The sequence below is a fragment of the Microcoleus sp. D3_18_C4 genome (assembly GCF_036702355.1).
In the GTDB taxonomy this organism is placed as follows: domain Bacteria; phylum Cyanobacteriota; class Cyanobacteriia; order Cyanobacteriales; family Microcoleaceae; genus Microcoleus.
On record NZ_JAUBTF010000023.1, the window covers coordinates 22,171 to 45,538 of the forward strand.

At 44.3% G+C, this 23,368-nt stretch carries 22 protein-coding genes and 2 pseudogenes; 10 read left to right on the forward strand and 14 right to left on the reverse strand.

Features of this window, described 5'->3' with window-relative positions; genetic code table 11:
- The first annotated feature begins 124 nt into the window (after positions 1-124).
- The gene (locus QUA90_RS13720) at positions 125-784 is read left to right on the forward strand and encodes a DUF2834 domain-containing protein (RefSeq protein WP_333446017.1); all 660 of its coding nucleotides are present in this window, start codon (positions 125-127) and stop codon (positions 782-784) included.
- A gap of 196 nt (positions 785-980) precedes the next feature.
- Positions 981-1,733: a gamma-glutamyl-gamma-aminobutyrate hydrolase family protein gene (locus tag QUA90_RS13725; RefSeq protein ID WP_333446019.1), complete on the forward strand. Its 753-nt coding sequence runs from the start codon at positions 981-983 to the stop codon at positions 1,731-1,733.
- Between the two features lie 4 nt (positions 1,734-1,737).
- On the opposite strand, the gene QUA90_RS13730 is transcribed toward QUA90_RS13725, so the two are convergent.
- The 8 genes and pseudogenes from QUA90_RS13730 to QUA90_RS13765 all read right to left on the reverse strand — a co-directional run bounded on the left by QUA90_RS13730 (position 1,738) and on the right by QUA90_RS13765 (position 6,668).
- On the reverse strand, positions 1,738-1,926 hold the full coding sequence (locus QUA90_RS13730) for a CPXCG motif-containing cysteine-rich protein (RefSeq protein ID WP_333084521.1): 189 nt from the start codon (positions 1,924-1,926) through the stop codon (positions 1,738-1,740).
- Complete coding sequence (locus QUA90_RS13735) at positions 1,910-2,371, reverse strand: SRPBCC family protein (RefSeq protein ID WP_333446021.1); 462 nt, start codon at positions 2,369-2,371, stop codon at positions 1,910-1,912. Before QUA90_RS13735 ends, QUA90_RS13730 begins: the two co-directional genes overlap by 17 nt.
- A 13-nt stretch (positions 2,372-2,384) precedes the next feature.
- Complete coding sequence (locus QUA90_RS13740) at positions 2,385-2,744, reverse strand: transcriptional regulator (protein ID WP_333446024.1); 360 nt, start codon at positions 2,742-2,744, stop codon at positions 2,385-2,387.
- A 4-nt stretch (positions 2,745-2,748) separates the two neighbouring features.
- A pseudogene (locus tag QUA90_RS13745) lies at positions 2,749-3,078 on the reverse strand (type II toxin-antitoxin system RelE/ParE family toxin).
- Between the two features lie 37 nt (positions 3,079-3,115).
- Positions 3,116-3,226: pseudogene (locus tag QUA90_RS13750) on the reverse strand (SRPBCC family protein); the annotation flags it as partial.
- A gap of 114 nt (positions 3,227-3,340) precedes the next feature.
- On the reverse strand, positions 3,341-4,978 hold the full coding sequence (locus tag QUA90_RS13755; RefSeq protein WP_333446025.1) for a radical SAM protein: 1,638 nt from the start codon (positions 4,976-4,978) through the stop codon (positions 3,341-3,343).
- Between the two features lie 380 nt (positions 4,979-5,358).
- Positions 5,359-5,874, reverse strand: coding sequence for a signal peptidase II (lspA, locus tag QUA90_RS13760; protein ID WP_333215517.1), 516 nt, complete (start codon positions 5,872-5,874; stop codon positions 5,359-5,361).
- 215 nt (positions 5,875-6,089) lie between these two features.
- Complete coding sequence (locus QUA90_RS13765; RefSeq protein ID WP_333446027.1) at positions 6,090-6,668, reverse strand: biotin transporter BioY; 579 nt, start codon at positions 6,666-6,668, stop codon at positions 6,090-6,092.
- Between the two features lie 459 nt (positions 6,669-7,127).
- Here QUA90_RS13765 and pstS point away from each other — a divergent pair, with 459 nt between their 5' ends.
- The 4 genes from pstS to pstB all read left to right on the forward strand — a co-directional run bounded on the left by pstS (position 7,128) and on the right by pstB (position 11,486).
- Entirely contained in the window at positions 7,128-8,315 is a 1,188-nt protein-coding gene (pstS, locus tag QUA90_RS13770; RefSeq protein WP_333446028.1) for a phosphate ABC transporter substrate-binding protein PstS, read from the forward strand.
- 345 nt (positions 8,316-8,660) lie between these two features.
- Entirely contained in the window at positions 8,661-9,617 is a 957-nt protein-coding gene (gene pstC, locus QUA90_RS13775; protein ID WP_333390109.1) for a phosphate ABC transporter permease subunit PstC, read from the forward strand.
- 34 nt (positions 9,618-9,651) lie between these two features.
- Positions 9,652-10,545 carry a phosphate ABC transporter permease PstA gene (gene pstA / locus QUA90_RS13780; RefSeq protein ID WP_333084509.1) on the forward strand — a complete coding sequence of 298 codons (894 nt, stop codon included), beginning with the start codon at positions 9,652-9,654 and terminating at the stop codon, positions 10,543-10,545.
- Positions 10,546-10,685: 140 nt separating this feature from the next.
- The gene (gene pstB, locus QUA90_RS13785) at positions 10,686-11,486 is read left to right on the forward strand and encodes a phosphate ABC transporter ATP-binding protein PstB (protein WP_333084508.1); all 801 of its coding nucleotides are present in this window, start codon (positions 10,686-10,688) and stop codon (positions 11,484-11,486) included.
- A 231-nt stretch (positions 11,487-11,717) separates the two neighbouring features.
- Here the strand turns inward: pstB and QUA90_RS30440 are convergent, their stop codons facing one another.
- Positions 11,718-11,981, reverse strand: a complete 264-nt coding sequence (locus tag QUA90_RS30440; RefSeq protein ID WP_445242851.1) for an NblA/ycf18 family protein — start codon at positions 11,979-11,981, stop codon at positions 11,718-11,720.
- 135 nt (positions 11,982-12,116) lie between these two features.
- Here QUA90_RS30440 and QUA90_RS13795 point away from each other — a divergent pair, with 135 nt between their 5' ends.
- The 4 genes from QUA90_RS13795 to QUA90_RS13810 all read left to right on the forward strand — a co-directional run bounded on the left by QUA90_RS13795 (position 12,117) and on the right by QUA90_RS13810 (position 18,285).
- Positions 12,117-12,713, forward strand: a complete 597-nt coding sequence (locus QUA90_RS13795; RefSeq protein ID WP_333446030.1) for a phycobiliprotein lyase — start codon at positions 12,117-12,119, stop codon at positions 12,711-12,713.
- Positions 12,714-12,978: 265 nt separating this feature from the next.
- Positions 12,979-13,737: a phycobilisome rod-core linker polypeptide gene (locus QUA90_RS13800; protein ID WP_333446032.1), complete on the forward strand. Its 759-nt coding sequence runs from the start codon at positions 12,979-12,981 to the stop codon at positions 13,735-13,737.
- A gap of 140 nt (positions 13,738-13,877) precedes the next feature.
- Entirely contained in the window at positions 13,878-14,744 is an 867-nt protein-coding gene (locus QUA90_RS13805) for an NERD domain-containing protein (RefSeq protein WP_333446034.1), read from the forward strand.
- Positions 14,745-14,907: 163 nt separating this feature from the next.
- Positions 14,908-18,285: an AAA domain-containing protein gene (locus QUA90_RS13810; protein WP_333446036.1), complete on the forward strand. Its 3,378-nt coding sequence runs from the start codon at positions 14,908-14,910 to the stop codon at positions 18,283-18,285.
- Positions 18,286-18,442: 157 nt separating this feature from the next.
- Here QUA90_RS13810 and QUA90_RS13815 read toward each other — a convergent pair whose 3' ends face one another.
- The 5 genes from QUA90_RS13815 to QUA90_RS13835 all read right to left on the reverse strand — a co-directional run bounded on the left by QUA90_RS13815 (position 18,443) and on the right by QUA90_RS13835 (position 23,222).
- Positions 18,443-19,573 (reverse strand): formylglycine-generating enzyme family protein, encoded by a 1,131-nt coding sequence (locus tag QUA90_RS13815; RefSeq protein ID WP_333446038.1) that lies wholly within the window; start codon positions 19,571-19,573, stop codon positions 18,443-18,445.
- The gene (locus QUA90_RS13820) at positions 19,563-20,051 is read right to left on the reverse strand and encodes a hypothetical protein (protein WP_333446040.1); all 489 of its coding nucleotides are present in this window, start codon (positions 20,049-20,051) and stop codon (positions 19,563-19,565) included. The genes QUA90_RS13815 and QUA90_RS13820 overlap by 11 nt, the downstream gene beginning before the upstream one ends.
- Before the next feature lie 209 nt (positions 20,052-20,260).
- On the reverse strand, positions 20,261-21,226 hold the full coding sequence (locus tag QUA90_RS13825; RefSeq protein WP_333446042.1) for an RluA family pseudouridine synthase: 966 nt from the start codon (positions 21,224-21,226) through the stop codon (positions 20,261-20,263).
- A gap of 195 nt (positions 21,227-21,421) precedes the next feature.
- Complete coding sequence (locus QUA90_RS13830; protein ID WP_333446044.1) at positions 21,422-22,873, reverse strand: RecQ family ATP-dependent DNA helicase; 1,452 nt, start codon at positions 22,871-22,873, stop codon at positions 21,422-21,424.
- Between the two features lie 37 nt (positions 22,874-22,910).
- Positions 22,911-23,222, reverse strand: coding sequence for a DUF4087 domain-containing protein (locus QUA90_RS13835; protein ID WP_333446046.1), 312 nt, complete (start codon positions 23,220-23,222; stop codon positions 22,911-22,913).
- Positions 23,223-23,368 lie beyond the last annotated feature (146 nt).

A 23,368-nucleotide genomic window follows, 5' to 3' on the forward strand; every position in this document is an offset into this window, starting at 1 on the left:
ATACATTCAGATATTCTCCTCTCTTCCTCTGCGTCCTCTGCGTCCTCTGCGGTAAATAAAAAAAGTCTTATTCAAAAACCCTTTAAGCTTGCTATAGTAATATCAGAAGTCAGAAAAAATAACTATGTTCAGAAAAATTGGATTTTGGCTGATTTGGATTGCATTTAGCACCTACGCCTTTGTATTTGCACCACCCGACAGCCCAGAAACCATAACACTAATTACCAATCTTTCCACAGGCAAAATAGCAGACATCAACCCTTTAATTGTAGCTTTGTTCAACATCATGGGAGTCTGGCCGCTCATCTACAGTTGCGTCTTATTTGCTGACGGCAGGGGCCAGAAAATACCTGCATGGTTATTTGCCACTTTATCCTTTGGCGTCGGCGCCTTTGCCTTGCTGCCTTATTTAGCCCTGCGCGAACCGAATCCAGAATTTTCCGGTCATAAAAATATCTTTTTAAAGATATTAGACTCCCGTTTTACTGGAATTTTATTAACATTAGCTGCTGTTGGTTTAGTTGCCTTTGGCTTGACAAAAGGCGATTGGTCTGATTTTATTGCACAGTGGCAAACCAGCCGTTTTATCCACGTAATGAGTTTAGATTTTTGTATACTTTGCCTACTATTTCCTGCCTTATTAGGAGACGATAGGGCGCGCCGAGGAATGCAGAGTTCTATAGCATTTTGGGCAGTAACATTAGTACCGCTGTTCGGGCCGCTGGCTTATCTGTGTACGCGCAAACCGCTGCCGGAAACTAATACTAAAACTGTTACAAATTAGACAGCATTGCAGGGAATTTTCAGTTTAATGTAAGAATCAATCACAAGTAATCAGACAAGAAACAGGCCAGATGCCTGTTTCACAATAAATAAGTTTTATGGTGGGCTGTTGCTCCTAGCCCGCCCATGAAACACTGATTACAAATAGTGCCAAATCTGAGTATTAATGTAAAAAAATATCTCCCAGTTTCTAGCAAATGAAAAAATTTCCTATTGTTGGCATCACAACATACAACCGCTGTCCAGCAGGTGAATATCGCTTAAATGGAACTTATATTGATGCAGTTCAGGCGGCTGGTGGCATTCCGATTTTACTGCCGCCCAATCAATTAGATCCGGCTAGTATTTTTGATGCAGTAGATGGTTTGATTTTGTCCGGGGGCGGAGATATCAACCCAGAACTTTATGGCGGTTATGTCGATCACACAGTTTACTCAGTTAATGCAGAACGCGACAATTTTGAATTAAGCTTAGCAAAGCTAGCTTTGAAGGCTGACATACCTGTGTTGGGGATTTGCCGGGGAATGCAAATGTTGAACGTAGCCAGCGGCGGCAGTTTGGTGATTCACGTACCGGATGCTTACGGAGACGAGGTTAATCACGGATCGGGAATTCCGCCACGTGCGATCGAGCATACCATTGAAATTGAGCCAACCAGTCGGCTAGCAAAAATTATGGGGAAAACTTCAACAACCGTTGTTTCCTGGCATCATCAAGCAGTGAGGAAGGTAACATCCGATTGGCAAATAGTAGCGAATGCACCTGACACTTTGGTAGAAGCAATGGAACACTGCTATCACCCTTGGATGATAGCAATTCAATGGCACCCCGAAATGTCCCCCAACTGTTCATTCAACTCTCGAATTTTTCAGGCTTTCGTAGAAGCAGCAGCTTCAAGATTTATGAATTCTACCAAATCAGAATCAAAGGCAATTCCTACATTTTTATAGTCACTTATTCTTGATAGTCAGTATCTATTTCAATATCCAGGGTATCTTCATCTATTCTGACATACAGAACATTGGGGCGACAGCAAACCTGACAATCTTCGATATAAGATTGCTCCATACCACCGCTGATATCAATAAAAGTTGTACTCGGTTCGCCGCAGAAAGCACAGTAATATTCAGCCGTTGTTTGCATCTTTCTCGCACTCCCTTTTTGTGACTTCGTGGCGGTAGCAAAACATATCTGTTAACCGCATTTCCACCCACCAACCTAACAACAAATCGACAATCGGGCCGCCCGGTATCGAAAATGCGATCGCATCTGTCAATCTAGTCTTACCATTTTCTGAGGTAAACTCGTGTCGATGAGTCCAACGTGCCATCGGCCCCTCAGTTTGTTCATCAACAAACAAGCGATATTGTTCGCACTCAGTGTGAGTCGCCACCCATTTTACAGGAATCGGCCCCAATAACAGGCGAAATTCTGATACTGCACCCACATCGAGTCCCCCTTCGCGGCGAATGATTTTCACCGGTTGCCAAGGCGGAGTCAAAAGTTGCAGAATATCCGGCCTTTCGTGAAAGTTCCAGACTGTTTCAACAGTGGCATTAATCAGTGACGAATATTTAAAATTGGGCATTTTTTGAATTTTGCTAAACACTTAATTGTGCGGGAATTTCAGCATTTGCAGTATTATCCTCTGTATCATTACAAACAGCAACAGTTAGTTTCAATCCCAAAGCATTCAGCCAAGTTCCCAGATTGTAAATTGTATCGCTTCCTTGCTGGGACAGTAATTCATCCAGTTTTTTTAAGTACAATTCATATTCTTCAGGAGTCATTTTTGGTTGACCTAGAGCTTCTGCTACATTGCTGAGAGCAAGTCTGAGTAATGCTTCGTCAGGTTCTTCGCCTTCATCTAATTCAAAATGAGTTTCGAGATAGACTGCGACATAACTGGGGCTTTTTAGCCGTGCCATCAAAAAGTCATGATACGGTAAACTTTTAGGCATTTTTTTAACTCCTATAATCTGTCCAGTATTCTATTGCTTGGCGAATGTCTCGGTCTTGAGTGCTTTTATCTCCTCCGCACAGAAGAAGTATAATTGTTGTTCCTACTTGCCCAAAATAGATTCGGAAACCAGGGCCATAGTCTATCCTTAATTCAAAGACTCCATTTCCAACTGATTGACAATCTCCCAAATTCCCCAAAATAACTCGGTTAAGTCTTTTATCAATAATTGTTGAAATTTTGCTATCTCGGAGCGAATCCTACCAGTTATCAAACGGCACTTGCCCGTCTGAGGCAACATAACGCTGAATTTCCCTGGGTTGGACTTCTGCCATAATTGTATTATAGTATGTCGCTCCTCATCTTATCTTAAACCGATTGCCAAGGCGGAGTCAAAAGTTGCAGAATATCCCGCCTTTCGTGAAAGTTCCAGACTGTTTCAACGGTGGCATTAATCAGCGACGAACATTTAAAATTGGGCATTGTATCGTTGAGCTAGACAGTTAAGTGCGATCGCGTTTCAGCATTTGCAGTATTATCCTCTGTATCAGTACACACAGCAACAGCTAGTTTCAATCTTTTGCATCCGGCTATTTCCTAAGTCGTCAACTGCAAATCCTTCGTCTTAAAAAGACTCCTCGCCTCAGCCAAATGCTTCTTCAAAGTCGTCTCCGGTAGCGGCCCTTTTAAATGACTCCAAGGCAAAACCTGATCCAATTCCCACTCTTGAAAAACATAAAAATCCATCTCAGGCAACTCTCCCCGCAACTCCTTAAAAGCCCGCCGATAACTGCCCAAAGTATCGCCGTAATGTCGCACTAATTCCAACAGCCGAGACAACCGCCGATCGCCCTTTGACAACAAACCCTGAATCACAGACCAGTTATAGCTTTCCGGTCTAAATTCTAAACCTAACTTCCGCAATTCTTTATCTAAAAACTTCAGCCTCTTCTCTGCATCTTTATTCACTCCAAACCACTGAAAAGGAGTGTGAGATTTCGGGACAAAAGTGCTGCATCCCAGAGTCAACCGCAAACCGGGAGCGGCTTTTCTAATCGCCCGCATCATCTCCACCGTTTCCTCTAAATCCTCCATCTCTTCACCGGGAATTCCCGCCATCCCGTAAAGTTTAATTCCCTTTAATCCGCCAGCCTTAGCATTGATGGCAGCTTGGATAATTTCGTCATTTGTGAGTTTTTTGTTGACGATGTTGCGGAGGCGATCGCTCCCGCTTTCCACCGCAATTGTCACAGATTTGCTGTCTCTGTTTGTCAATATTTCTGCTAGCTTAACTGTCACCGTATTTGTCCTTACCGAAGAAAGACTCAGCCGCACGCCGTCGTATTTCGGATGATTCAAATGATCCAGCAACGCTTCAAATTCCGGGTGCTGAGTGACCGAAGCACCCAACAAACCCAAACGATTAGTCACAGCTAAACCGCGATCGATCGCCGGAATTAACGAATCCTCCAAACTCGCAGTTCTAAACGGCAAAGTCAGATAACTTGCCAAACAAAAACGGCACATTTCTGGACAACTCCGAACCACTTCCACCATGTAAATATTTTCCCAAGCCGCTTTTTCTGTCACTACAGTGGAAGCAGATAAAGTATTGCCGCGATAAGTCTGTTTTTCAACCATACTGGGAATTCCCGAATCGACAGGCTGAATCGATTTAATACCCTCAGTCGCATCGAGATAAGTTACTTCGTACAAACTGGGGACGTAAACTCCCGGAACTTGGGCTAAATGCCGCAATTTAGTTAATCTGTCGGCGGTACGGACTTCTTTACAAGCATCAATAAAATTGTCTATGAGGTGTTCGCCATCTCCCAGCAAAATCACATCAAAAAAATCGGCGAAAGGTTCGGGATTAGCCGTAAAAACCGGTCCACCGCCGAATACTATCGGATGATTATCAGTTCGTTTTGACGCCCAAATCGGAATTTCTAGAGATTCCAATAAATTGAGAATATTTACATAGTCTAGTTCCCAAGAAAGCGAAAATCCCAGTAACTCAGGATGTCGGGGAAGTGGTTCGCGAATATCAGTAAATAAACGACCCACTTCAATATCCGATCGCACAGCCAAAGTTGCCCACACTATCTGATAGCCGAGACTGGTAATACCCACCGTGTACTCGTTGGGAAAAGCGAAAATAGTCGGGATAGCATCAGCATCGGGGGTTGCTGGGGCAAATAGTAAGCGTTCTTGAGCAAAGGGATTAGGAGTCATCCGATTTTAGATTTTAGATTGGGGAATTTAGATTTTAGATTGGGGAATTTAGATTTTAGATTTTAGATTTGGGAATTTATCCCACGGATAAATCCGGGGCTTTGTAACCAAAGTGTTTTGAATCGCGATCGAGTTTAGCCTTAGCAGTAAAAAATATAATTATAGCTCATAAATGACCCTAACTTTAAGTTGACGCCTATACCTTCTGACAACAGACAACGGACAAATTACCGAAAGCAATTGGTGGCGAGGCCGCCGGATTCATCAGTGGATAAGCAAAAAAAAGCTCCGCACCCGATAAACCTGAGAACGGTACAGCAGGTGCGTGGGTTAATCTAAAATCTAAAATCTAAAATTGATTGACTTCTTAAAAGTTACTCTTAAATAGAATCGCGATCGTCCTGAGTTCTCGGAGTAGTCGGAGTAGGCGGTGCACTGTGAAAAGTTGCAATCAGCAAACAGATAATCCCAGCATTAATAAACACATCAGCTAGATTAAAGACCGGGAACCGAATCAGCCGAAAATCGATAAAATCTACAACATGGCCAGAAACAAATCGATCGATCCCGTTCCCCAGTGCTCCACCCAAAATCAAACCGTAGCCAGCTTGTTCCCAGCGGTTAATTCGCGGCCCGAACCAAGCCAGCACTATCAATCCCACACTAACGCCCAAAGACAGCCAGCGCAACCAAATCGCCCCGCCATTGCTGAACAGACTAAAAGCCGCACCGGTATTAACAACATAAGTGAAGTGAAACACTCCGGGTAACAGCGGCTGTGTCTGCGGAGGAACCGTCAAGTCAAAATTTTGTACCACCCAAAACTTAGTCAGGTGGTCTAAAACTAAACTGATAGCAGCAGCAATCCAGAACAAGGGATTTCTTTTAAAACGCATGGATTAAGCAATAGAAAATGGGGCATCGGGCATGGGATAATTTACTCAAATTTCGCTGGTTATTGTCAGCAGAATGCAGTGCAGCAAAGCAATCCCAGCCGCAGCGAGATGACTCTCCCGTTGGGCAATGATAGTATAACCTTATTTGACACAACTACCAATCCCCGATTACCGATTACCAATTCCCAATTCCCAATTCCCAATTCCCCAATTAATTAATAAAACATCAAGCGGCGTAAAGTAAATGACAGCACTGCGATCGCACAAACTACCGCCAATTGTCCCGGCAGGGGATAAACCGAATATTTAAGAATCTCATCAAATAAAGGTGTTTTTTTTGCCGGAGGTAGCCAGTAAGTAAAAATTAGATAAATTAAGCCGATCGCGTGAACAGTGAACAAACCACACAAACAGCTAAAAGCCATAGATTCCAGCCGCGAAGCTACCTTAAAAGCCACCCAGCCGCACACCCAAGCACCAGGCACAAAACCCAGCAAATACCCAAAACTCGCTTCTTTGAGATAGCCGAGGCCACCGCCTTGAGAAAAAACTGGCCACAAAGTTAATCCTAATGCCAAATAGGCAATTTGCGAGAGAGCCGCAGCATTTTTCCCCCCCATGCAGCCTACTAGCAATACGGCTCCAATTTGATAGGTAACACCTAAAGAGTACGCCTGAAGTCCTCGATCGTCCCACAACCCGATCGGAATTGTGACAGATGCAGGCAAAAAAGTGCCTCCTATCGTCAGGAGCAAACCAATAACAGCCCAGATTAATTCAATAGGAGCAGGCATTATAGCAGAAGGAAGAAGGAAGACCGAAGTTGCAATCGACCGTTTATTTTTGTGCACTTAAGAACGTCCTAAGCGTCAGGGCGGTTGCTATATCATCAAACAGCATTCGTCAGAATGTATTTGTCAGATGCAAGCTTCCATGCCCGCAGCTTTTAAATTCTTAATACTAGCACTACTCTCAAAATAACCACCATTGTATGGTTTTCTGGCTCTCAAGCCTCGATCTTGTGATAATTTAATGGGGAATTTTTCAGGATCGGGCGATCGACTGCTGGTTTCCGTAGATATTTCTCTGCCATATATCTTATAAGTTCACAATTGTCAAGCTCATAAATAACATTAATAATATTAATTAATATTAAATTGCGATTAAGTGTAAAGATTCTTAACCTAACCTTTACTTTTGCGCGCTATGCTGATACGGGACACCCATATAACGATCGCAGATTTTTTATACCTATGCTTTTTCGTCTCAACTTGATTAATTCAAACCGTCTGACTACTGCAATTTCCGCTATGGCGATCGCCCTCAGTGTAGCAGCTTGCGGCGGTGGCAGCACAACCACAAGCAGCAGCCCCAGCCCCGGCGACACCGCAGCATCCCCCGGCGCATCCCCCGTTGCAGCCACCGGCACAGCAGCAAACACCAAACTCGCCCTAGCCTCAGACGTAGCCCTGACGGGTGCCGGCGCGACATTCCCCGCCCCTCTGTACCAGCGTTGGTTTCAAGATTTCAACACAACCAACCCCAAATTACAGATCAATTATCAGTCAGTGGGCAGCGGCGCCGGAGTCGAACAGTTTACCAAAGGTACGGTAGACTTTGGAGCCAGCGACACCGCCATGAGTGACGAGGAAATTGCGAAGGTGTCAGCGGACAAAGGCGTGCTCTTGCTGCCGATGTCAGCTGGTAGCATCGTGCTCGGCTACAACCTGCCTGACGTACCCGAACTGAAGTTGCCAAGAGACGTTTACACAGATATCTTCTTGGGGAATATCACCAAGTGGAACGACCCCAAAATTGCTGCTGCTAACCCGGGCGCTAAACTGCCAGACCAAAATATCACAGTTGTACACCGTTCTGACGGCAGTGGTACGACAGGAGTGTTCACGAAACACCTCAGCGCCATCAGTCCAGAATGGAAAGAAAAAGTAGGGGAAGGCAAGACAGTAGAGTGGCCTTCTCCCGGTAAGATTGGTGGCAAGGGGAATGAAGGTGTCACGGCTTCTATTCAACAAACCGTTGGCGCTATAGGCTACATTGAGTACGGCTACGCCAAGAACAACAATGTCCAGTTTGCTGCCCTGGAAAATAAAGCCGGCAATTTTGTAGTGTACACCGACGCAGCGGGGGCAAAAACCCTTGAATCAGTGGTACTACCGGAGAATCTCCGGGCGTTCATTTCCGATCCGGAAGGGGCAGAAGCCTATCCTATTGTTAGCTACACTTGGATGCTCGTACCCAAAACAGTTGCTGACCCCAACAAAGCTAAAGCCATCGAGGCCATGATTGAATACGGCTTGAATGAAGGTCAAAAGGTCAGCCCTGAACTGGGCTACGTTCCTCTGCCCCAAAACGTTAAAGAAAAAGTAGCCGCGGCCGCTGACGGCATCAGCGCAGACTACAAGATTGAGGTTGCCAAATAGTAACTGTTGACTGTTGACTGTTGTCCGTTGTCAGAGGGAACAAAAGCCCTTCGGCATTGCGCGTGCGGGTAAAAATCAGCAAGAACGAAGAGAGATATTTCTGTGGGGCGGGTTTTACCAGAAATATTTGTTAAAAAGTCAGGGGATTAATCAATCCGCCCCACTTATATGTAACAATCGGTGCATCTGTGTAGGGGTGGGTTTGACCAGAAATACTTGTTGAAAAGTTAGGGGATTTATAAACCCGCCCCTCTTTGATTTTATTTATGGTCTTTCTTTCTGCTTCCTTCTAGCTTTTTCCGAAACAGGCTATTTTCGGCTACTATATATTTGGTTTTTTTTTCTATGATTTCAGATAATCACAGCGCTCAATCAGAGAGCCGAGCGCGCTCTGGGGCAGAAAAATCCTTGGACGAAGGCTTTATCTGGCTCACGCGGATTTTGGGCATAGGAGTTGGTGTAATTTTGCTGCTAATCGCGCTCACCGTTGCTTACAGGGCTTTACCTGCGATTCAACAGTACGGTTTGGGATTTCTATTTAGCAGTAGCTGGAATCCGGTTAAAGAAGAGTACGGTGCGCTGCCGATGATTTACGGGACGATCGTCAGTTCGGCGATCGCGCTCCTAATTGCAGTACCATTAGGAGTAGGGACTGCCATCTTCTTAAGTGAAGATTTTTTGCCACTGCCAGTGCGGACAGCTTTAGTTTTTTTAGTAGAACTTTTAGCCGCCATTCCCAGCGTAGTCTACGGTTTGTGGGGAATTGCTGTATTGATTCCCCTGATTACCACTCTCGGCAAGTTTCTCAACGGCACTTTCGGATGGCTGCCGATTTTTAGCACCCCGCCAGTCGGCCCGGGAATGTTACCAGCCGGAGTAATTTTGGGAATCATGACTTTGCCCATTATTACTGCTATCTCCCGCGACTCTTTGGCAAGTCTCCCCCCCGACTTGCGGCAAGCATCTCTAGGTTTAGGAGCTACTCGCTGGACAACAATTTTTAGAGTGCTCGTACCGGCGGCTTTTTCCGGCATTGTCGGCGGAATTATGCTCGGGCTCGGTCGCGCCATGGGAGAAACAATGGCTGCAACTCTGTTAATTGGCAATTCCAATCAGTTAAGTCTTTCTGTGCTAGCTCCGGCAAATACTATTGCTTCTCTGATGGCAAATCAGTTTGCGGAAGCCTCTGGGTTGCAAGTATCAGCTCTGATGTACACTGGGCTAATTCTGTTTATTATGACACTGATTGTTAATATTTTGGCAGAGTGGATTGTTTCTCAAGTAAGAGCGAAGTACAACTAGAAGTTTGCCGCCATTTCCTACATAGTTTTAGTTTATGTCAAATAGCGTCTCCGATGAGAATTCTTTGGAATCGAAAACAAGCAGTTTAAAGAAGGTTAAAAACAGCCCACAAGCGCTGTTTAGTCTGGGGATGACTGTACTCGCTGGAGCTAGTCTGGCCATTACTCTGCTGCCTTTGTTTGCAGTTCTTTCCTATGTCACCGTACAAGGTTTCAATCGCCTGAATTTAGACTTGTTTACCAAGCTGCCACCGCCGCCCGGACTATCGGGAGGGGGTATTGCTAATGCAATTCTCGGTACATTGATGACGGTGGGGATTGCTTCTTTAATTGCTGTTCCTTTTGGTGTATTGGCCGCCGTTTATTTGTCGGAATTCAGCAGTGGTCAAGTAGCTCGCTGGGTACGCTTTGCTACTAATGTCCTCAGCGGCGTTCCTTCGATTATTGCCGGGGTATTTGCCTACGGTTTGTTCGTGGTAAATATGGGAGGTTTTTCGGCAATTGCAGGCGGGGCGGCGTTGGCTGTGCTGATGTTGCCGACGATTGTGCGGACTACTGACGAAGCTCTACAAATCGTCCCGCAAGATATTAGATGGGCGTCGGTTGGTGTGGGTGCTTCTAATTATCAGACGGTGTTACAGGTGGTTTTGCCTGCGGCAATTCCGGCTATTTTAACGGGTGTGACACTGGCAATTGCTCGCGCTGCTGGAGAAACTGCTCCTTTGATTTTTACGGCGCTCAATTCGCCTTTTTGGCCGGCAGGATTTGATAAGCCAACTCCGAGTCTTTCGGTTTTGGTGTACAACTTTGCAACGGTTCCTTTTAAGGCACAGAAAGAATTGGCTTGGGCGGCATCGTTGATTTTGGTGATTATGGTTTTGCTGACGAGTATTCTTTCTCGCTGGGCTACTCGCCAAAAAGTTTATTGAAGTCATTATTTATTAGTTATTAGTTATTAGTTAGTAGTTATTAGTTAGTCGCTGGGTCAGGCTAATAACCAATAATTAACAATCAATAACCAATAATATTTTCGGCTTAATTTGTAAAATTTGAGAGGATAGTTACCTGTATGATGATGGATTTAGACCACCAAACGGAAACAGTTTTACGGACAGAAAATATCAATATTTTTTACGGCGCTTTTCACGCGGTTAAAAATGTTTCAATGGAGATTCCTAAAAATCGCATTACTGCCTTGATTGGGCCGTCGGGGTGCGGAAAAAGTACAATTCTGCGATCTTTTAACCGCCTCAACGATTTGGTTAGCGGTTTTCGTTTAGAGGGCAGAATTGATTACCACGGTCAAAATCTTTACGATCCTGATATTGATGCTGTGGCGGTGCGCCGCAAGATTGGGATGGTGTTTCAAAAGCCGAATCCTTTCCCGAAGTCGATATATGACAATATTGCTTACGGTGCGAGGGTGAACAATTATAAGGGGGATATGGATGAGCTGGTGGAAAAATCGCTCAGCCAAGCTTATTTGTGGGATGAGGTGAAGGATAAGTTGAAGCAAAGCGGTTTTTCTCTTTCGGGTGGCCAGCAGCAGCGTTTGTGTATTGCTAGGGCGATCGCGATTAATCCTGATGTAGTGTTAATGGATGAACCTTGCGCTTCTCTTGACCCGATTTCTACGATTAAGATTGAGGAGTTGATGCGGGAACTCAAGGAAAAGTATACGATCGTGATCGTTACTCACAATATGCAGCAGGCTTCTCGGGTTTCTGACCTGACTGCTTTTTTCAATGCTAAACTTTCTGACGATGGGAAGCGATTTGGCTATCTTGTGGAGTGTGACAAGACTGAGGTAATTTTCCAAAGTCCGAAGGAAGAGTCTACTTTAGATTATGTCAGCGGCCGTTTTGGTTGAGTCCCCGACAGGTTGAAACCTGTCGCTACACAAACGAAGTTTCTGTCTAAGAGACTAACAATATTTAATTTGCTGAGTCTGGTAGCGACAAAAAAAACTGCGTAAAACTTTCCTGAATTGAGAATCCCGCTTTCTTGGAGAAAGCGGGATTCTGGGTTTTATGATTAAAAGCTCGATCGTACTTTTTGCAGATACAAGCCACTGATTTTTGTGAAGAAATGCTCGAAGAGTTCACATATTCTTCATCCAATGCTTTAACAGGTTTTCTTTGACCATGTTTTGCCGCATAACTTCGAGCAAGTATTCCTGAGCTTGGTCTTGGCTTAACCTTTTGACTTCTTCGCGCAGCACTTGAAGTTTGAACTGCTGTTCCATGCTGAGGCTGGTTGTAGGCATATCCATAAATCGCTCCTCCAGTTTGCTGAGATTGATGCGAAATTGATCGGAATGACGTTTCGCAGGATTTGTTGTGTCTCCTACATTGTAAACTATCATAACATTCACTTGACAATATGTCCAAAGTACACATTTTGAAACTAATTTGTGTAGCAAAAGTACATCTAAGTGGGGGGAGCTCTATCATAAAAAGGCGTCAAGAGCGGGAAGCATAAGCCAAAGGAGATAGTTTGTATGGATGCAATGGAGTTTTTTCAAAGCAGTGCTGGGGAGTGGCGTTCTCAGCGCAGCACTCACCACCTCGCTTTCCGCCAAGCGGAGATTGGGGATTCAAATATTCAGGTAACAGCCCTGGCCGCGGATGACGCGCGAGTGGCGGAGATTTGCAAGATGCACGAAGTCGATCCGAGCCGGGCTGCTGGGGGGGCTTTTGTGACTTGGCACGGCTCGATGGCGTGGGATAAGGATGATGAGAATCACAAGGGGTCTACGGTGTTCGCGATCGTCCCCGATCCTGAAAATCCCCGGCAGGGCTTGATGTTGCGCGAACGGGGCTATGCGGAAATTGTGCCGGTGGCTGGCCGTTTTGAGATGGATGACGAGGATGGGCTGCTGCTGATTACGGAATACGAGACGATGAGTTCGATCGAGCGTTTCTGGTTTGCTAATCCGAACGTGCGGATGCGGACGAGTACCGTAAAGCGCTTTGGCGGTTTCAGCACCTCGACTTTTTGTACCGAAATTCGGGTGCAACCCGACTCGGATGCAACATCAGAAGCAGCAGCAGCTCAAGTGGCCGCCAGCGAGTTTTATTCGGCTCTGGGTTGGTAATTTGGCTGTTGGATGTTGACTGTTGACTGCTGACTGCTGACTGCTGACTGCCCACTGCCCACTGCCCACTGACAACTGCCAACTGCCAACTGCCAACTGCCCACTGACAACAGTCAACAAATGTTACAGATTGTTGCAAAAATTCAGGAAAATCAGATTTAGATTGCGGGAATCCCCTAATCTGTATGTTGGTTAGTTGTATCCGTTATGCTGGCAGCTCACGGTGTCAACTATTTCTGAAATTTGAGATAACGGAGATTTTAACGTGGCGCTTCCTTTATTAAGCTACGCCCCCAAGAGCCAAAACCAGCGCGTTGCTGGTTTTGAAGTAGGCGGCGACGAGCAGCCGAGAATTTTCACAACTGAAAATGTGCTCTCGTCTGGAGACATGGAAAATTTGATTTGGGCTGGATATCGCCAGATTTACAGCGAACACCAAATCCTCAAGAGCAACCGCCAAAAGTCTTTGGAGTCGCAACTCAAGTTCGGCCAAATTACTGTGCGGGACTTTATTCGCGGTTTGGCGACTTCTTCTCCTTTCTTGGAGCGGAATTATCAAACTAACAGCAATTACCGGTTTGTGGAAATGTGCGTGCAGCGCATTTTGGGCCGGGATGTGTACAGCGAGCGCGAAAAGATTGCTTGGTCGATCGTGGTAGCCAATAAGGGGCCTCAAGGCTTTATTGACGAGTTGGTCAATAGCGAAGAGTACCTGGATAAGTTCGGCTACGATACCGTACCTTACCAGCAGCGCCGAATTTTGCCTCAGCGAGTTGGAGGAGACACTCCTTTCAACTTGAAGACGCCCCGCTACAGCGAATACCACCGTTCGCAGCTTGGCTTCCCGCAAATCATCTGGCAGACTGGCGTGCGCCGTTTTGTTCCTCAAGAGCAGCAACCGAAGGCTGGCGATCCGTCGAACTATTTGAGTATGGCGCGCAATATGCCCATGCCTGCTACTCCGCCGCAGCGCGTGCCACTGGCTAATATCAATATCGAGACGATGGTTCCCCGTCGCCGGTAATTGATGCTGCCCTGATGCGATTATTTGTGTCGGGCCGACTGAATCGATCGGCTTTTAGGCTGAGAGAGTTTTGAGTCTTGAGTTTTGAGGTTTGAGTTTTTTGCTAAACTTGGAATCCAAAACTCGGGACTCATAATTTTTTGTCATTAGGAAGAAGGAAGTTCGGCAACGGATGTAACGGATGTAACGGATGTAACGGATGTAACGGATGTCACTCCGATGGAAGTCGGAAGGAGGAAGAAGGAAGAGGGAAGAGGGAAGAGGGAAGAGGGAAGAGGGAAGAAGGAAGAAAAATAATTCGACCTTTTCGCATTGTTAACTATAAGTGCATAGGTGCATTTATGCAGCCGCAATATAACGAAGGTGCTGGAAAATCATTGCGTCGCCATGCTAAACAGCTTCGTACCAAAGCCTTATACAGGTACGGTGCGGCAACAGGGTTGATGTTGTTGCCACTGCTGGTATACGCGGTAGCACCTTTTAATCCTTTATTTTTGGTCGCAGCTATTTTGATAGTGGCCTTAATCGCCCTTCCGTTGATTGAGGACGGGAAAACATTTTGGAAGTCGTCTCAGAGATTTGACCAAGGGGCCTGTGGTGAAGAAAAGATTCAGCAAGTTTTGGAGTCCCTAATCCAATCTGGATGGATAGCTGAGTACAATTTAAGATTGCCGGAAGTAGGCGATATCGATGTGTGGCTGCGATCGCCTAAAGGAGTTAATTTTATCCTTGATGTTAAGTCTCACTCAACCGTAGTTTTGTTGGATGGGGATGTGCTCAAGCGTCTATCTTACGGGAAATTGAGAGATTTTGAGAAAGATTTTCTGGCACAGATTGCCAAAGAAGTTACGGCTATCAAAAAAGCTAAGAAGTTAACCAAGGTCACTCCAGTAGTTGTATTTAGCGATGCCAAAGTGAGTTTTAGCAACAAAAAGAAGATTAGGGGTGCTTACGTCATGGAACTGGGCAATCTGGTGTCAGGGTTGCAAGAACTCGATCGCACCTAGAGGAGTAGATAAAAGTGGGAGAAATGAGAACAACGGCTACATCGATAGGTTGGACATCAACAAATTTGCACAGAGCAGTACCATCCCAGACTTGCACTAGCATCAAAGTGACACTTGTGCTATAAAAAACAGTTAAGGTAGAAATAATATCCTGGAGGGAATCTTGGACAATACAGCCCAGGTAGATGGAATTCTCAACGCATGGTTCGACTACATTGAGTTGGATGATTACAGTAACGCCAGGATTGAAGCAGACACAGACAATCAGAATGAGTTAATACAACATGGTATCACGCTAGTAGACGATCGTGTATTAATTCCGGAATCTATCTTTTCAAAACTGCGAGAAAAAGCTCCAAAAAAAACAGAAAGTCAACCGGACTCCGTGTGGGTTTTATCGTTTCCGCAAGTTTTTGATGTAGAAAAGGGAACACCTTATCTTTGTCCTCTGTTTAGCTTGGAAGCTACATCCATCATCAAAGGAGAATATCGAAAAGAGGGATGGAACCTAAATGACCTAAAACTAACAGAAGCAGGAAATAACTTAGCCACCTTCCTGAAACTGGATAAGGAAGAACTAGATGAGAAATTGATTACCCAAGGTGGGCTGCGCCAGTTTCTCGGAACAAGCTTTGAGCTTAAGTTTCAAACTTATGAAGAGTGGATGCAACTTGTTTCAATCCCTCGTCGCTCTGGTCGCCAGATTGAACGGCAGCCCTACTTGTTTAAGTTTACAGGAGGTAGATTTTCAGAGAATCTCAAGAAAGACCTGAAAGATATCAAGGCAGGCTCAAAAAACTGGTCGAAAGGAGATCCAGCTTATGAATATTTGTTCGGTGCGCCTCAACTTCCAGAACATGAGGTTACTTATATGGGTGCTTTCCCAACCCACGCACCAACTAATTCACAATTAATAGCACTTAAACACGCTCAAAGCGAACCAGTTACGGCTGTACAAGGCCCACCTGGTTCTGGGAAAACTACCCTCATCCTTCATCTTATCGCTCAACAAGTAGTCAACCGCGCACTCAGATTAATTGAGGATCAGCAGGATATCAATAATCTGACAGTTGTTAGTAGTACCAATAATAAAGCCGTTGACAATGTTATTGAAAAGCTGGATGAATGGTTAAAATATGAATCTTTAGAACCTAACTTTCTATATATAAAAGGAGGAAGCCAAAAAAATATTCACGAGCCGGGAGCTGCCAGAGAACAGCTACAAAAAGGAGTTGAATACATAGAAAAAAATAGCTTTGACAAAATACGTTTTGATGAGCTAAAGCAGAGAATAGAACAGATAAAACGTGAGATGTTAGCTAAGGAGTCGAATTATCAAAAAGCGCGTACCCAAAGATATTTAGATGAAGAACGGCTGCCTCATATTCTGGAAGAAATACAAACAATTCAACAAGATTTAGATGAGAAAATAGCTACTAAAAGCAACTGGCAGCGACGAGCCGCAGATTTAGCAGAATATGAACAACTACCAATAGAAGCTTATCGAAAAATAGAATTGCGCTTTAGTAAGGCGGAAAGACAGCTACCAAAAGGAAGATTATCTTGGTGGAGTCGTTTATGGCGCTGGCTAACTAGGAAAACCGAAAAACAGATTATAACCAAGGCAGTTTTAGCTTGCGAATCAGCCATTGAAAGTACATTCAATACTCCTTTTCCTGTAGGAAATCCCAAAATTAGCCGCGAATTGGTTCAAGAAGCAGGGATGGTTAGGGATCGACTAGCAGAAGCAGTGGAGCTAAAAGCTGTACAAGGAAAAGTGCAAACAATTTCTAAAGATATAGCCAACAAAGAGCAACAAAAAGATGAAGCTAATAGAGAGTTAACTTCCTTAGAAAACAGATTAGCAACTCCACTGGAAGATTTTTACGCTTCCTTTCATGAAAATTTTCATAATCAGCACCAAGAGCTATTTAAGCTATCACGGGAATTTCTGACTCAGCAGGCACTACAAGATAAGGACAATGTAAAAAAAGCTTTGAAGTCATATTTGGATTGTATTTCTCGAAATTCTCCAACCCCTCAAATGTTTCGCAGAAACCAAGATGAGTCTTTTAAAGCCATAAGTTTGATATTTCCCGTCATTACCTGTGGGTTGCTCTCAGTACGAAATATGTTACCGCGTGTCTCTATGTGTGTCGATCTCACAATCGTAGATGAAGCAGGAATGATACCGCAGCACCAAACATTCCCTTTACTGGTGCGCTCTAGCAAGGCTATTATTGTAGGCGACCCCCTTCAAATTGAGCCTATAATCCCTTTGAGTAAAGAAAGACGCAATGACTACTATCAAACAGCCTTTATCAAGAAAAAGTTAGCAGAAATTGATTATCATCGGTACAGTCCAGAACAGACAGATAAGGCGACTACCTATCATCGCGCCGCCGGAGCAACTGGAGAAGATGGCAATATAGGTAATGGGATTCGTTTGATGGAGCATTACCGCTGCCAACCTAGTATTATTGAATATTGCAATAATATTGCTAGATATGAATTAGAGGTAAAGACAATACCAAAGCCATCATTGTTGGAATACAACTTAATTGCTCACCATGTAGAGGGAAATCTTGAGGGTAAAGTAAATCAAGAAGAAGTTACGGCAATACTTGATTTAATCCCACGTCTTTTGAGTAAAGGTTACTCGATTGCAGACATTGGTGTGATTTCACCCTTTAAAGTTCATGCTGATGCTTTAAGAGATAAGTTACGTAAAAAATTTCCCGCTTTCAAGGAAAATGATATTGGGACTATTCATACTTTTCAAGGTTCACAGAAACGAGTAATCATTTTGTCTACAAAGATATGCAACTCCCAGGATAAATTTAAGTTTATCAATGAAAGATTAAATCTTCTCAATGTAGCTGTATCTAGAGCGCAAGAACTTTTTATTTTGGTTGGGAACCTTTACAGGCTAGAAAAAGCAGGAGGCTATACCTGTCAACTTGTTAAACATATTCAAAACAAGGGAATAATTTTCGATTACAAATCTCAAAGTGAAATAGAAAACCCTTATCGATCCTCTACTACCACTATAGTTGTTGATTGCGAACATTTGGATTATTTCAAGCAAGCTATTGATGAAGTTGAGCAAGAATTGATAATAGTTACTCCTTGGCTCCGAGGGAAGGAACCAAAACAATTTGCTGACAATATAATTTCAGTTTTGGAAAGAGGTGTTCAAGTGAAAGTAGTTTATGGATATCTCAATTACGATCGTGAAAGATATGCAAATAATGATGATAATGATGCTGAAGCTGAAAAAAGACTTAGAGATTTATTAGGTCTACATTTAATTCGCTCGCAGAGAAGAGGAACAAATCAAAGAATTTTATTGTGGGATAATAAGTTTGCAGTAGTAGGAAGTTGGAACTGGCTTTCTCATAGATACCGAGATTACTGTAATAAACCATCCATTAATCTAGATGCTCAAATACGCACAGAGACGAGCGTATTTCTTACTGAGCCCTCAAATATTGCATTATTAAAGGATAATATTAATGGGTTCATTCAAGAAGAGGGGTAAAATTTTAGTTATTAAGTTATTGTAATGAGTGACTTAAAGCGAAAATTTTTATACAGCACTTTCTAGGTTTATGGAGTACGGTTGCAAGGGTTTGTCAACCATTTTGGTAAGTGCTTGGGATTAAAGTGTACTTTATTCACCTGGAATCTGCTGTATTTTATGGCAAAGAGCAGACAACTCGAAAGCCAATATTTTTATTACTGCTACTGGGATTACCAAGAAAACGAGATGCCGAACGGCATATGTTGGGAGGCAACTTCCACGAACCACCGCGCAATATTCGATATTCCTCATTTCCATTAATCAGCCACATACTGCCATCAGATGGTGCTTCCTGATAGTTGTTGTGGTAATAATCAGCACACCACTCCCAGACATTACCGTGCATATCGTGTAGTCCGAAGGTATTAGCTGAAAAAATATCAACTTCGCTTGTTTCTTGACGATAAATTCCCTGGGGCTCATTCCGATAAGTTCCTTTATAAAAACCAGCTTTTGTATTTTGATCCTGTCCGCAATAGTTGGCTAGTTCTGTTGTAATGGTTGCACCAAAATGAAATGGCGTTGTTGTTTGGGCGCGACAGGCGTATTCCCATTCGGCTTCGCTTGGTAAACGATAAACCCGTTTTGTTTCCTTCGACAGTCGATCGCAAAACTCCTCAGCATGATACCAAGAAACCCGCTCAATCGGTCGATTATCCCCTTTAAAGCAGGATGGATCGGGGTCGAGGTCATGCTTGATTTTTGGAAGGGATGCGATCGCTCTCCACTGTGCCTGAGTGATAGGATACCTAGCCATAAAGAAGGGTTTTACAGTAACTAGATGTCGGGGACGTTCATCCTCGCCAGATTCAGGTTCTTCTTGGGGCGCTCCCATTGTAAATTTACTACCTGGGATGGAAACCATTTCCAGCTCAACTGCACCGCCCAAACTCTCTATGAAGTGCTGCGCCTGTTTACAGCAAGGGTTAACTTCTCTCCCCTTAGCATCCACCTTTACCACTTCAAATTCAAATGTTGAGATTACTGGGGGAGAACACAGGGGTGGGATTATTGCTGCATTTCTACTGGCAGTAGAACTTGGAGGTGGAACTCCATGAATTTTTCGACTAATTTGTTCCTGCTGATCAGGCGATGCGAACAGAAAAATATTTTGCGTGGCAATATTCTGCGTGACGAGCTGCTGAGTAATGTCCCCGACAGTCAGACTGCCAGCGACTGTAATCTGGTTCAGCAGGTTCTGCTGAGTTTCTGGGCTTGGGTCATCTCCTGGCTGATTATTTGTCACCTCGATTTTCCTGGGTTATGTCACCAACTTTCGCATCACTTCCAACTTGCCAGTCTCTGCCTAGCAACTGCTTGGCAGAGGTTTGCCCCTCTTTGATTTGTGTAATGTTTCCTAAGTCTAGCTTCCCTGTGATCCGCAGTTTATCCAAAATCACTTGCACGGCGGGAGATTGAGACTGAATTTGGTTAACCAATTCTTGTAAGCGGGCAGCAAACTCTCGATCTTCTTCCATCTGGCTTACCAATTCCGCTTCAAGTACCTGTACATTAGCCTCAGTTGGATTTGCTTCTGCCCGTGCCAGTAACCCGGCTGTACCTGTCGCTTGCAATTTAGTTTGGACAAACTCGCGCGTAGTCTGAATTACTTCTCCACTTTTTTCCCAGACAGCTTCGCCTATGTTTGCACTAACTGTATCCAAAACTTTGGGCAGTATTACCGTGGTAACTATTCCAGCAACAACCGACACTGGCTCGAACATATTTTTGTTCTCCCGTTATGGTTTGAGTAAATTTCTTTGGCAAGGCTAGATCGAGGCTTATATCAGTTTAGGGTTGCTTGTCGCAAAAGTAAAGCTTCCGATTAAGTTATAGCAGCAGACAAGCAGATGAGGAAAAAAATTGGATAAAGCCTCTTCAAGCGTCTGATGGCGACTTGTCATAACAGCTTTGGTGACTGCTATACCAATTATCAAATATTAGCCCGCAACCGCAATATTTTTAGCAGGGTGTTGAATTGATCGGGTAAAGGTGCGATCGCCTCTATTAATTCTCCGGTTACGGGATGCTGCAAAGTCAGTCGCCATGCGTGGAGGGCTTGTCCTGTTAAATTGACGCCGATAGAACGGTTGGAACTGTACATCGGGTCGCCGACAATGGGATGTTTTATTTCCGCTGTATGCACGCGAATTTGATGGGTGCGGCCTGTTTCTAATTGATAGTGCATTAAGCAATAGTTGCCGATTCTTTCTTTGATTGTCCAGTGAGTAACTGCGGGGCGACCGCCTTTTTCTACTGGTACCACTGCCATTTTTTTGCGGTCTGTGGGATGCCGGCCTATGGGTAGGTCTATTGTGCCTGTTTCGGTGTTGGGAGCGCCGTAAACTATGCCTAAATATTCGCGGCGGGCAGTTTTGGTTTTGAGTTGGGCTTGCAGGTGTTGGTGGGCTATGTCGGTTTTGGCGATCGCGATCGCACCTGTTGTATCTTTGTCTAATCTGTGCACGATTCCCGGCCGCTGAACTCCGCCTATTTCTGCTAGGGGACAGTGGGCTAAGAGGGCGTTGACTAATGTACCGTCTTGGTGTCCGGCGGCTGGGTGGACGACTAATCCGGCTGGTTTGTTGATGATAATTAGGCTGTCGTCTTCGTAGAGAATGTCGAGGGGAATTGATTCCGGCTGCAATGAAGTGGGCTGGGTTTCGGGTAAAGTGAGGTGGATGCGATCGCCCGTTTTTACTGATATTTTTTTCGAGGTGCAGGTTTCGTCGTTGACTTTGACGTTGCCTTGTGATATGAGGCTTTGGATTCGCGATCGGGATAAGTCCGGTATCTGGTTTGACAGCCAAATATCTAATCGCTGATTGACATTACTGCGATTGAATTCCTCTGTATTTTCTACTGTGTAAATCTGTGCCGCAGTGTCTGTTTCTATCATTTACTTTTTACTATTTTTTGCCAAGTGTGTAAAGCAAATATCCTCATCATAACATCTGTGAGTTAGTTCGCGATCGCACGGGTAGCGAGAAACCTGGTTTTTTCACAGCAATACTTCGTTTCTGCCCACAGACTGGGTAAAAAACCCGGTTTCTTTGGTCGGAGTGGTTAAGTCGTTTGAGTATAATCGTCTATTCTATCGACAATTGTCGCAGTGGCCGCAGCGCATTGATGTAGCTTCCTTGGCAAACCCAAAAGCTTGCAGCAAAAATTGCCACCTACACTGGCGATGTTTGAGATATTTTGCCATTTCTTCTGCTGCGGTAAAATTTAATTTTTCCGCTTTTTGCTGTGGAGATTTATTGATCGCATAATTAAAAGGATCTTGCCATGTTAATTGTCCGCTGCTGTGCAAGATTGAAAGGGCGATCGCACTTTCGGGAAATTCGCGGGAAACTGCTTCTATATCGCCTTTAACAGGCAGTTTTTTAGCTAATTGCTGAGCTTCTCGGTATTGCGATCGTAATTTATCTTGAAAAAATTGCCCTCTTTGTTTATCTTCGGGATAAAGCAAACCCGTCGGTTCGCTAATCAATGTCAGGGCGATCGCCGATTTACCGTCGCGTCCGCCTCTACCAATTTCCTGAATGTATTCCGATAATAGCAAAGGTGCTTGAAAGTGAACAACCCACCGGACATCTGGCTTGTTAATTCCCATCCCGAATGCTGAGGTACAAGTCACGAATTTAAGCTCATTGTTCAGCCAAGCTGTTTCTATTTTGCGTCGTGATTCTGGACTCAAACCTGCATGATACGCTGCTGTTTCATAACCTGCTTCTTTCAACAAATTCGCCAAATTTTCGCTATCTTTTCTGGTGCGGACATAGACTAAACCTGCTTGTTTTGGTCGAGCTTTGATAAAATTTAATAATTGCTGCTTGCGTCCTCTCGGCGTCCAGATTGTTTGCACTTGTAGGTGTAAGTTAGAACGGTAAGGACTTAACAGAAATGCTTCGGGTTTGTGCAGTTGCAAGACATTTTTGATTGTCTGCTGTGCTTCCGGGTTGGCGGTAGCGGTGAAAGCTGCGATCGCAATTTTACTGTTTGCTGGTTTAGCTTTCAACAAAGCCGGCCGCACTGTTCCCAAACGGCGGTAAGCTGGTCGAAAAGTATCACCCCATTGTACTAAACAGTGAGCTTCATCTAATATTAAACCGTTGATTTGGATGTGTGGCTGACTGATAATTTCCCAAACAGGTTTGCTGAGTAATGTTTCGGGAGACAGGTACAGCAATCTTAATTTGTTTTGTTGCAGCGACTGCATAGTTTGTCGGCGCTGCTGTGTTGGCAATTGACTGTGAAGTAGGGAAGCGGGTAAATTGCGATCGCGCAATTCTTGCACTTGATTTTCCATCAGTGCGACTAACGGCGAAACTACGAGAGTTAAACCTGTTTGTAACAAAGCTGGCAGTTGAAAGCAGATTGATTTGCCGCCACCTGTCGGCATAATTATCAGCGTGTCTTTTCCGGCTAGCAAACTGCTGACTATTTCTCCTTGGGGCGGGCGAAAGTCGTCGTATCCCCAATTTTTTTTAAATGTGGCGCGGGCTTGATTTAATGATGTTAATTCTTCGGGTTGAAAGTTCATTTGACTGAGTTAAAAAACTTGTATGGTTTCGCCACAACTAACTATTTTTTGGCAAATTCGGATCTTTTCGACAAGTCGAGAGTGGTAATTGTTCACCACCTTGTATCGTGGTAATTCTCATTCGATGTCTATCTGTCACCACATTTAAACAAGCACAGCCATATCCATAATTAACATTAGTTTTGACATATTCATCGTCGTTAAAAGGAGGAATATTGTTAATTCCTCTGGCTTGATATCCCCCTTGCACCGAGATAGTCCACTGAGCATCTTTGTCTTTGAGATACCAATTAGCAGGCGTGGGATTTATCAACCATCCGCACCTGGTTTCAGCCGCTTTCGTAGGCATAACAACTATCGAAAAAGATGAGATGATTGCAGGTATCAACCACTTTAGTTTCATAGCTTTACATCCTCATTTTTGAGCGACAATCATACAGGAATTACGCGCTTCGAGAAAACCTGGTTTTTTAGCGAATCTGCGGGTGACAACGA

Bases quoted from the DNA above. Each gene is read 5' to 3' on its own strand.
- QUA90_RS13720 (WP_333446017.1), top strand. From the start codon at position 125: ATGTTCAGAAAAATTGGATTTTGGCTGATTTGGATTGCATTTAGCACC.
- QUA90_RS13725 (WP_333446019.1), top strand. From the start codon at position 981: ATGAAAAAATTTCCTATTGTTGGCATCACAACATACAACCGCTGTCCA.
- QUA90_RS13730 (WP_333084521.1), bottom strand. From the start codon at position 1,926: ATGCAAACAACGGCTGAATATTACTGTGCTTTCTGCGGCGAACCGAGT.
- QUA90_RS13735 (WP_333446021.1), bottom strand. From the start codon at position 2,371: ATGCCCAATTTTAAATATTCGTCACTGATTAATGCCACTGTTGAAACA.
- QUA90_RS13740 (WP_333446024.1), bottom strand. From the start codon at position 2,744: ATGCCTAAAAGTTTACCGTATCATGACTTTTTGATGGCACGGCTAAAA.
- QUA90_RS13755 (WP_333446025.1), bottom strand. From the start codon at position 4,978: ATGACTCCTAATCCCTTTGCTCAAGAACGCTTACTATTTGCCCCAGCA.
- lspA (WP_333215517.1), bottom strand. From the start codon at position 5,874: ATGCGTTTTAAAAGAAATCCCTTGTTCTGGATTGCTGCTGCTATCAGT.
- QUA90_RS13765 (WP_333446027.1), bottom strand. From the start codon at position 6,668: ATGCCTGCTCCTATTGAATTAATCTGGGCTGTTATTGGTTTGCTCCTG.
- pstS (WP_333446028.1), top strand. From the start codon at position 7,128: ATGCTTTTTCGTCTCAACTTGATTAATTCAAACCGTCTGACTACTGCA.
- pstC (WP_333390109.1), top strand. From the start codon at position 8,661: ATGATTTCAGATAATCACAGCGCTCAATCAGAGAGCCGAGCGCGCTCT.
- pstA (WP_333084509.1), top strand. From the start codon at position 9,652: ATGTCAAATAGCGTCTCCGATGAGAATTCTTTGGAATCGAAAACAAGC.
- pstB (WP_333084508.1), top strand. From the start codon at position 10,686: ATGATGATGGATTTAGACCACCAAACGGAAACAGTTTTACGGACAGAA.
- QUA90_RS30440 (WP_445242851.1), bottom strand. From the start codon at position 11,981: ATGATAGTTTACAATGTAGGAGACACAACAAATCCTGCGAAACGTCAT.
- QUA90_RS13795 (WP_333446030.1), top strand. From the start codon at position 12,117: ATGGATGCAATGGAGTTTTTTCAAAGCAGTGCTGGGGAGTGGCGTTCT.
- QUA90_RS13820 (WP_333446040.1), bottom strand. From the start codon at position 20,051: ATGTTCGAGCCAGTGTCGGTTGTTGCTGGAATAGTTACCACGGTAATA.
- QUA90_RS13825 (WP_333446042.1), bottom strand. From the start codon at position 21,226: ATGATAGAAACAGACACTGCGGCACAGATTTACACAGTAGAAAATACA.
- QUA90_RS13830 (WP_333446044.1), bottom strand. From the start codon at position 22,873: ATGAACTTTCAACCCGAAGAATTAACATCATTAAATCAAGCCCGCGCC.
- QUA90_RS13835 (WP_333446046.1), bottom strand. From the start codon at position 23,222: ATGCCTACGAAAGCGGCTGAAACCAGGTGCGGATGGTTGATAAATCCC.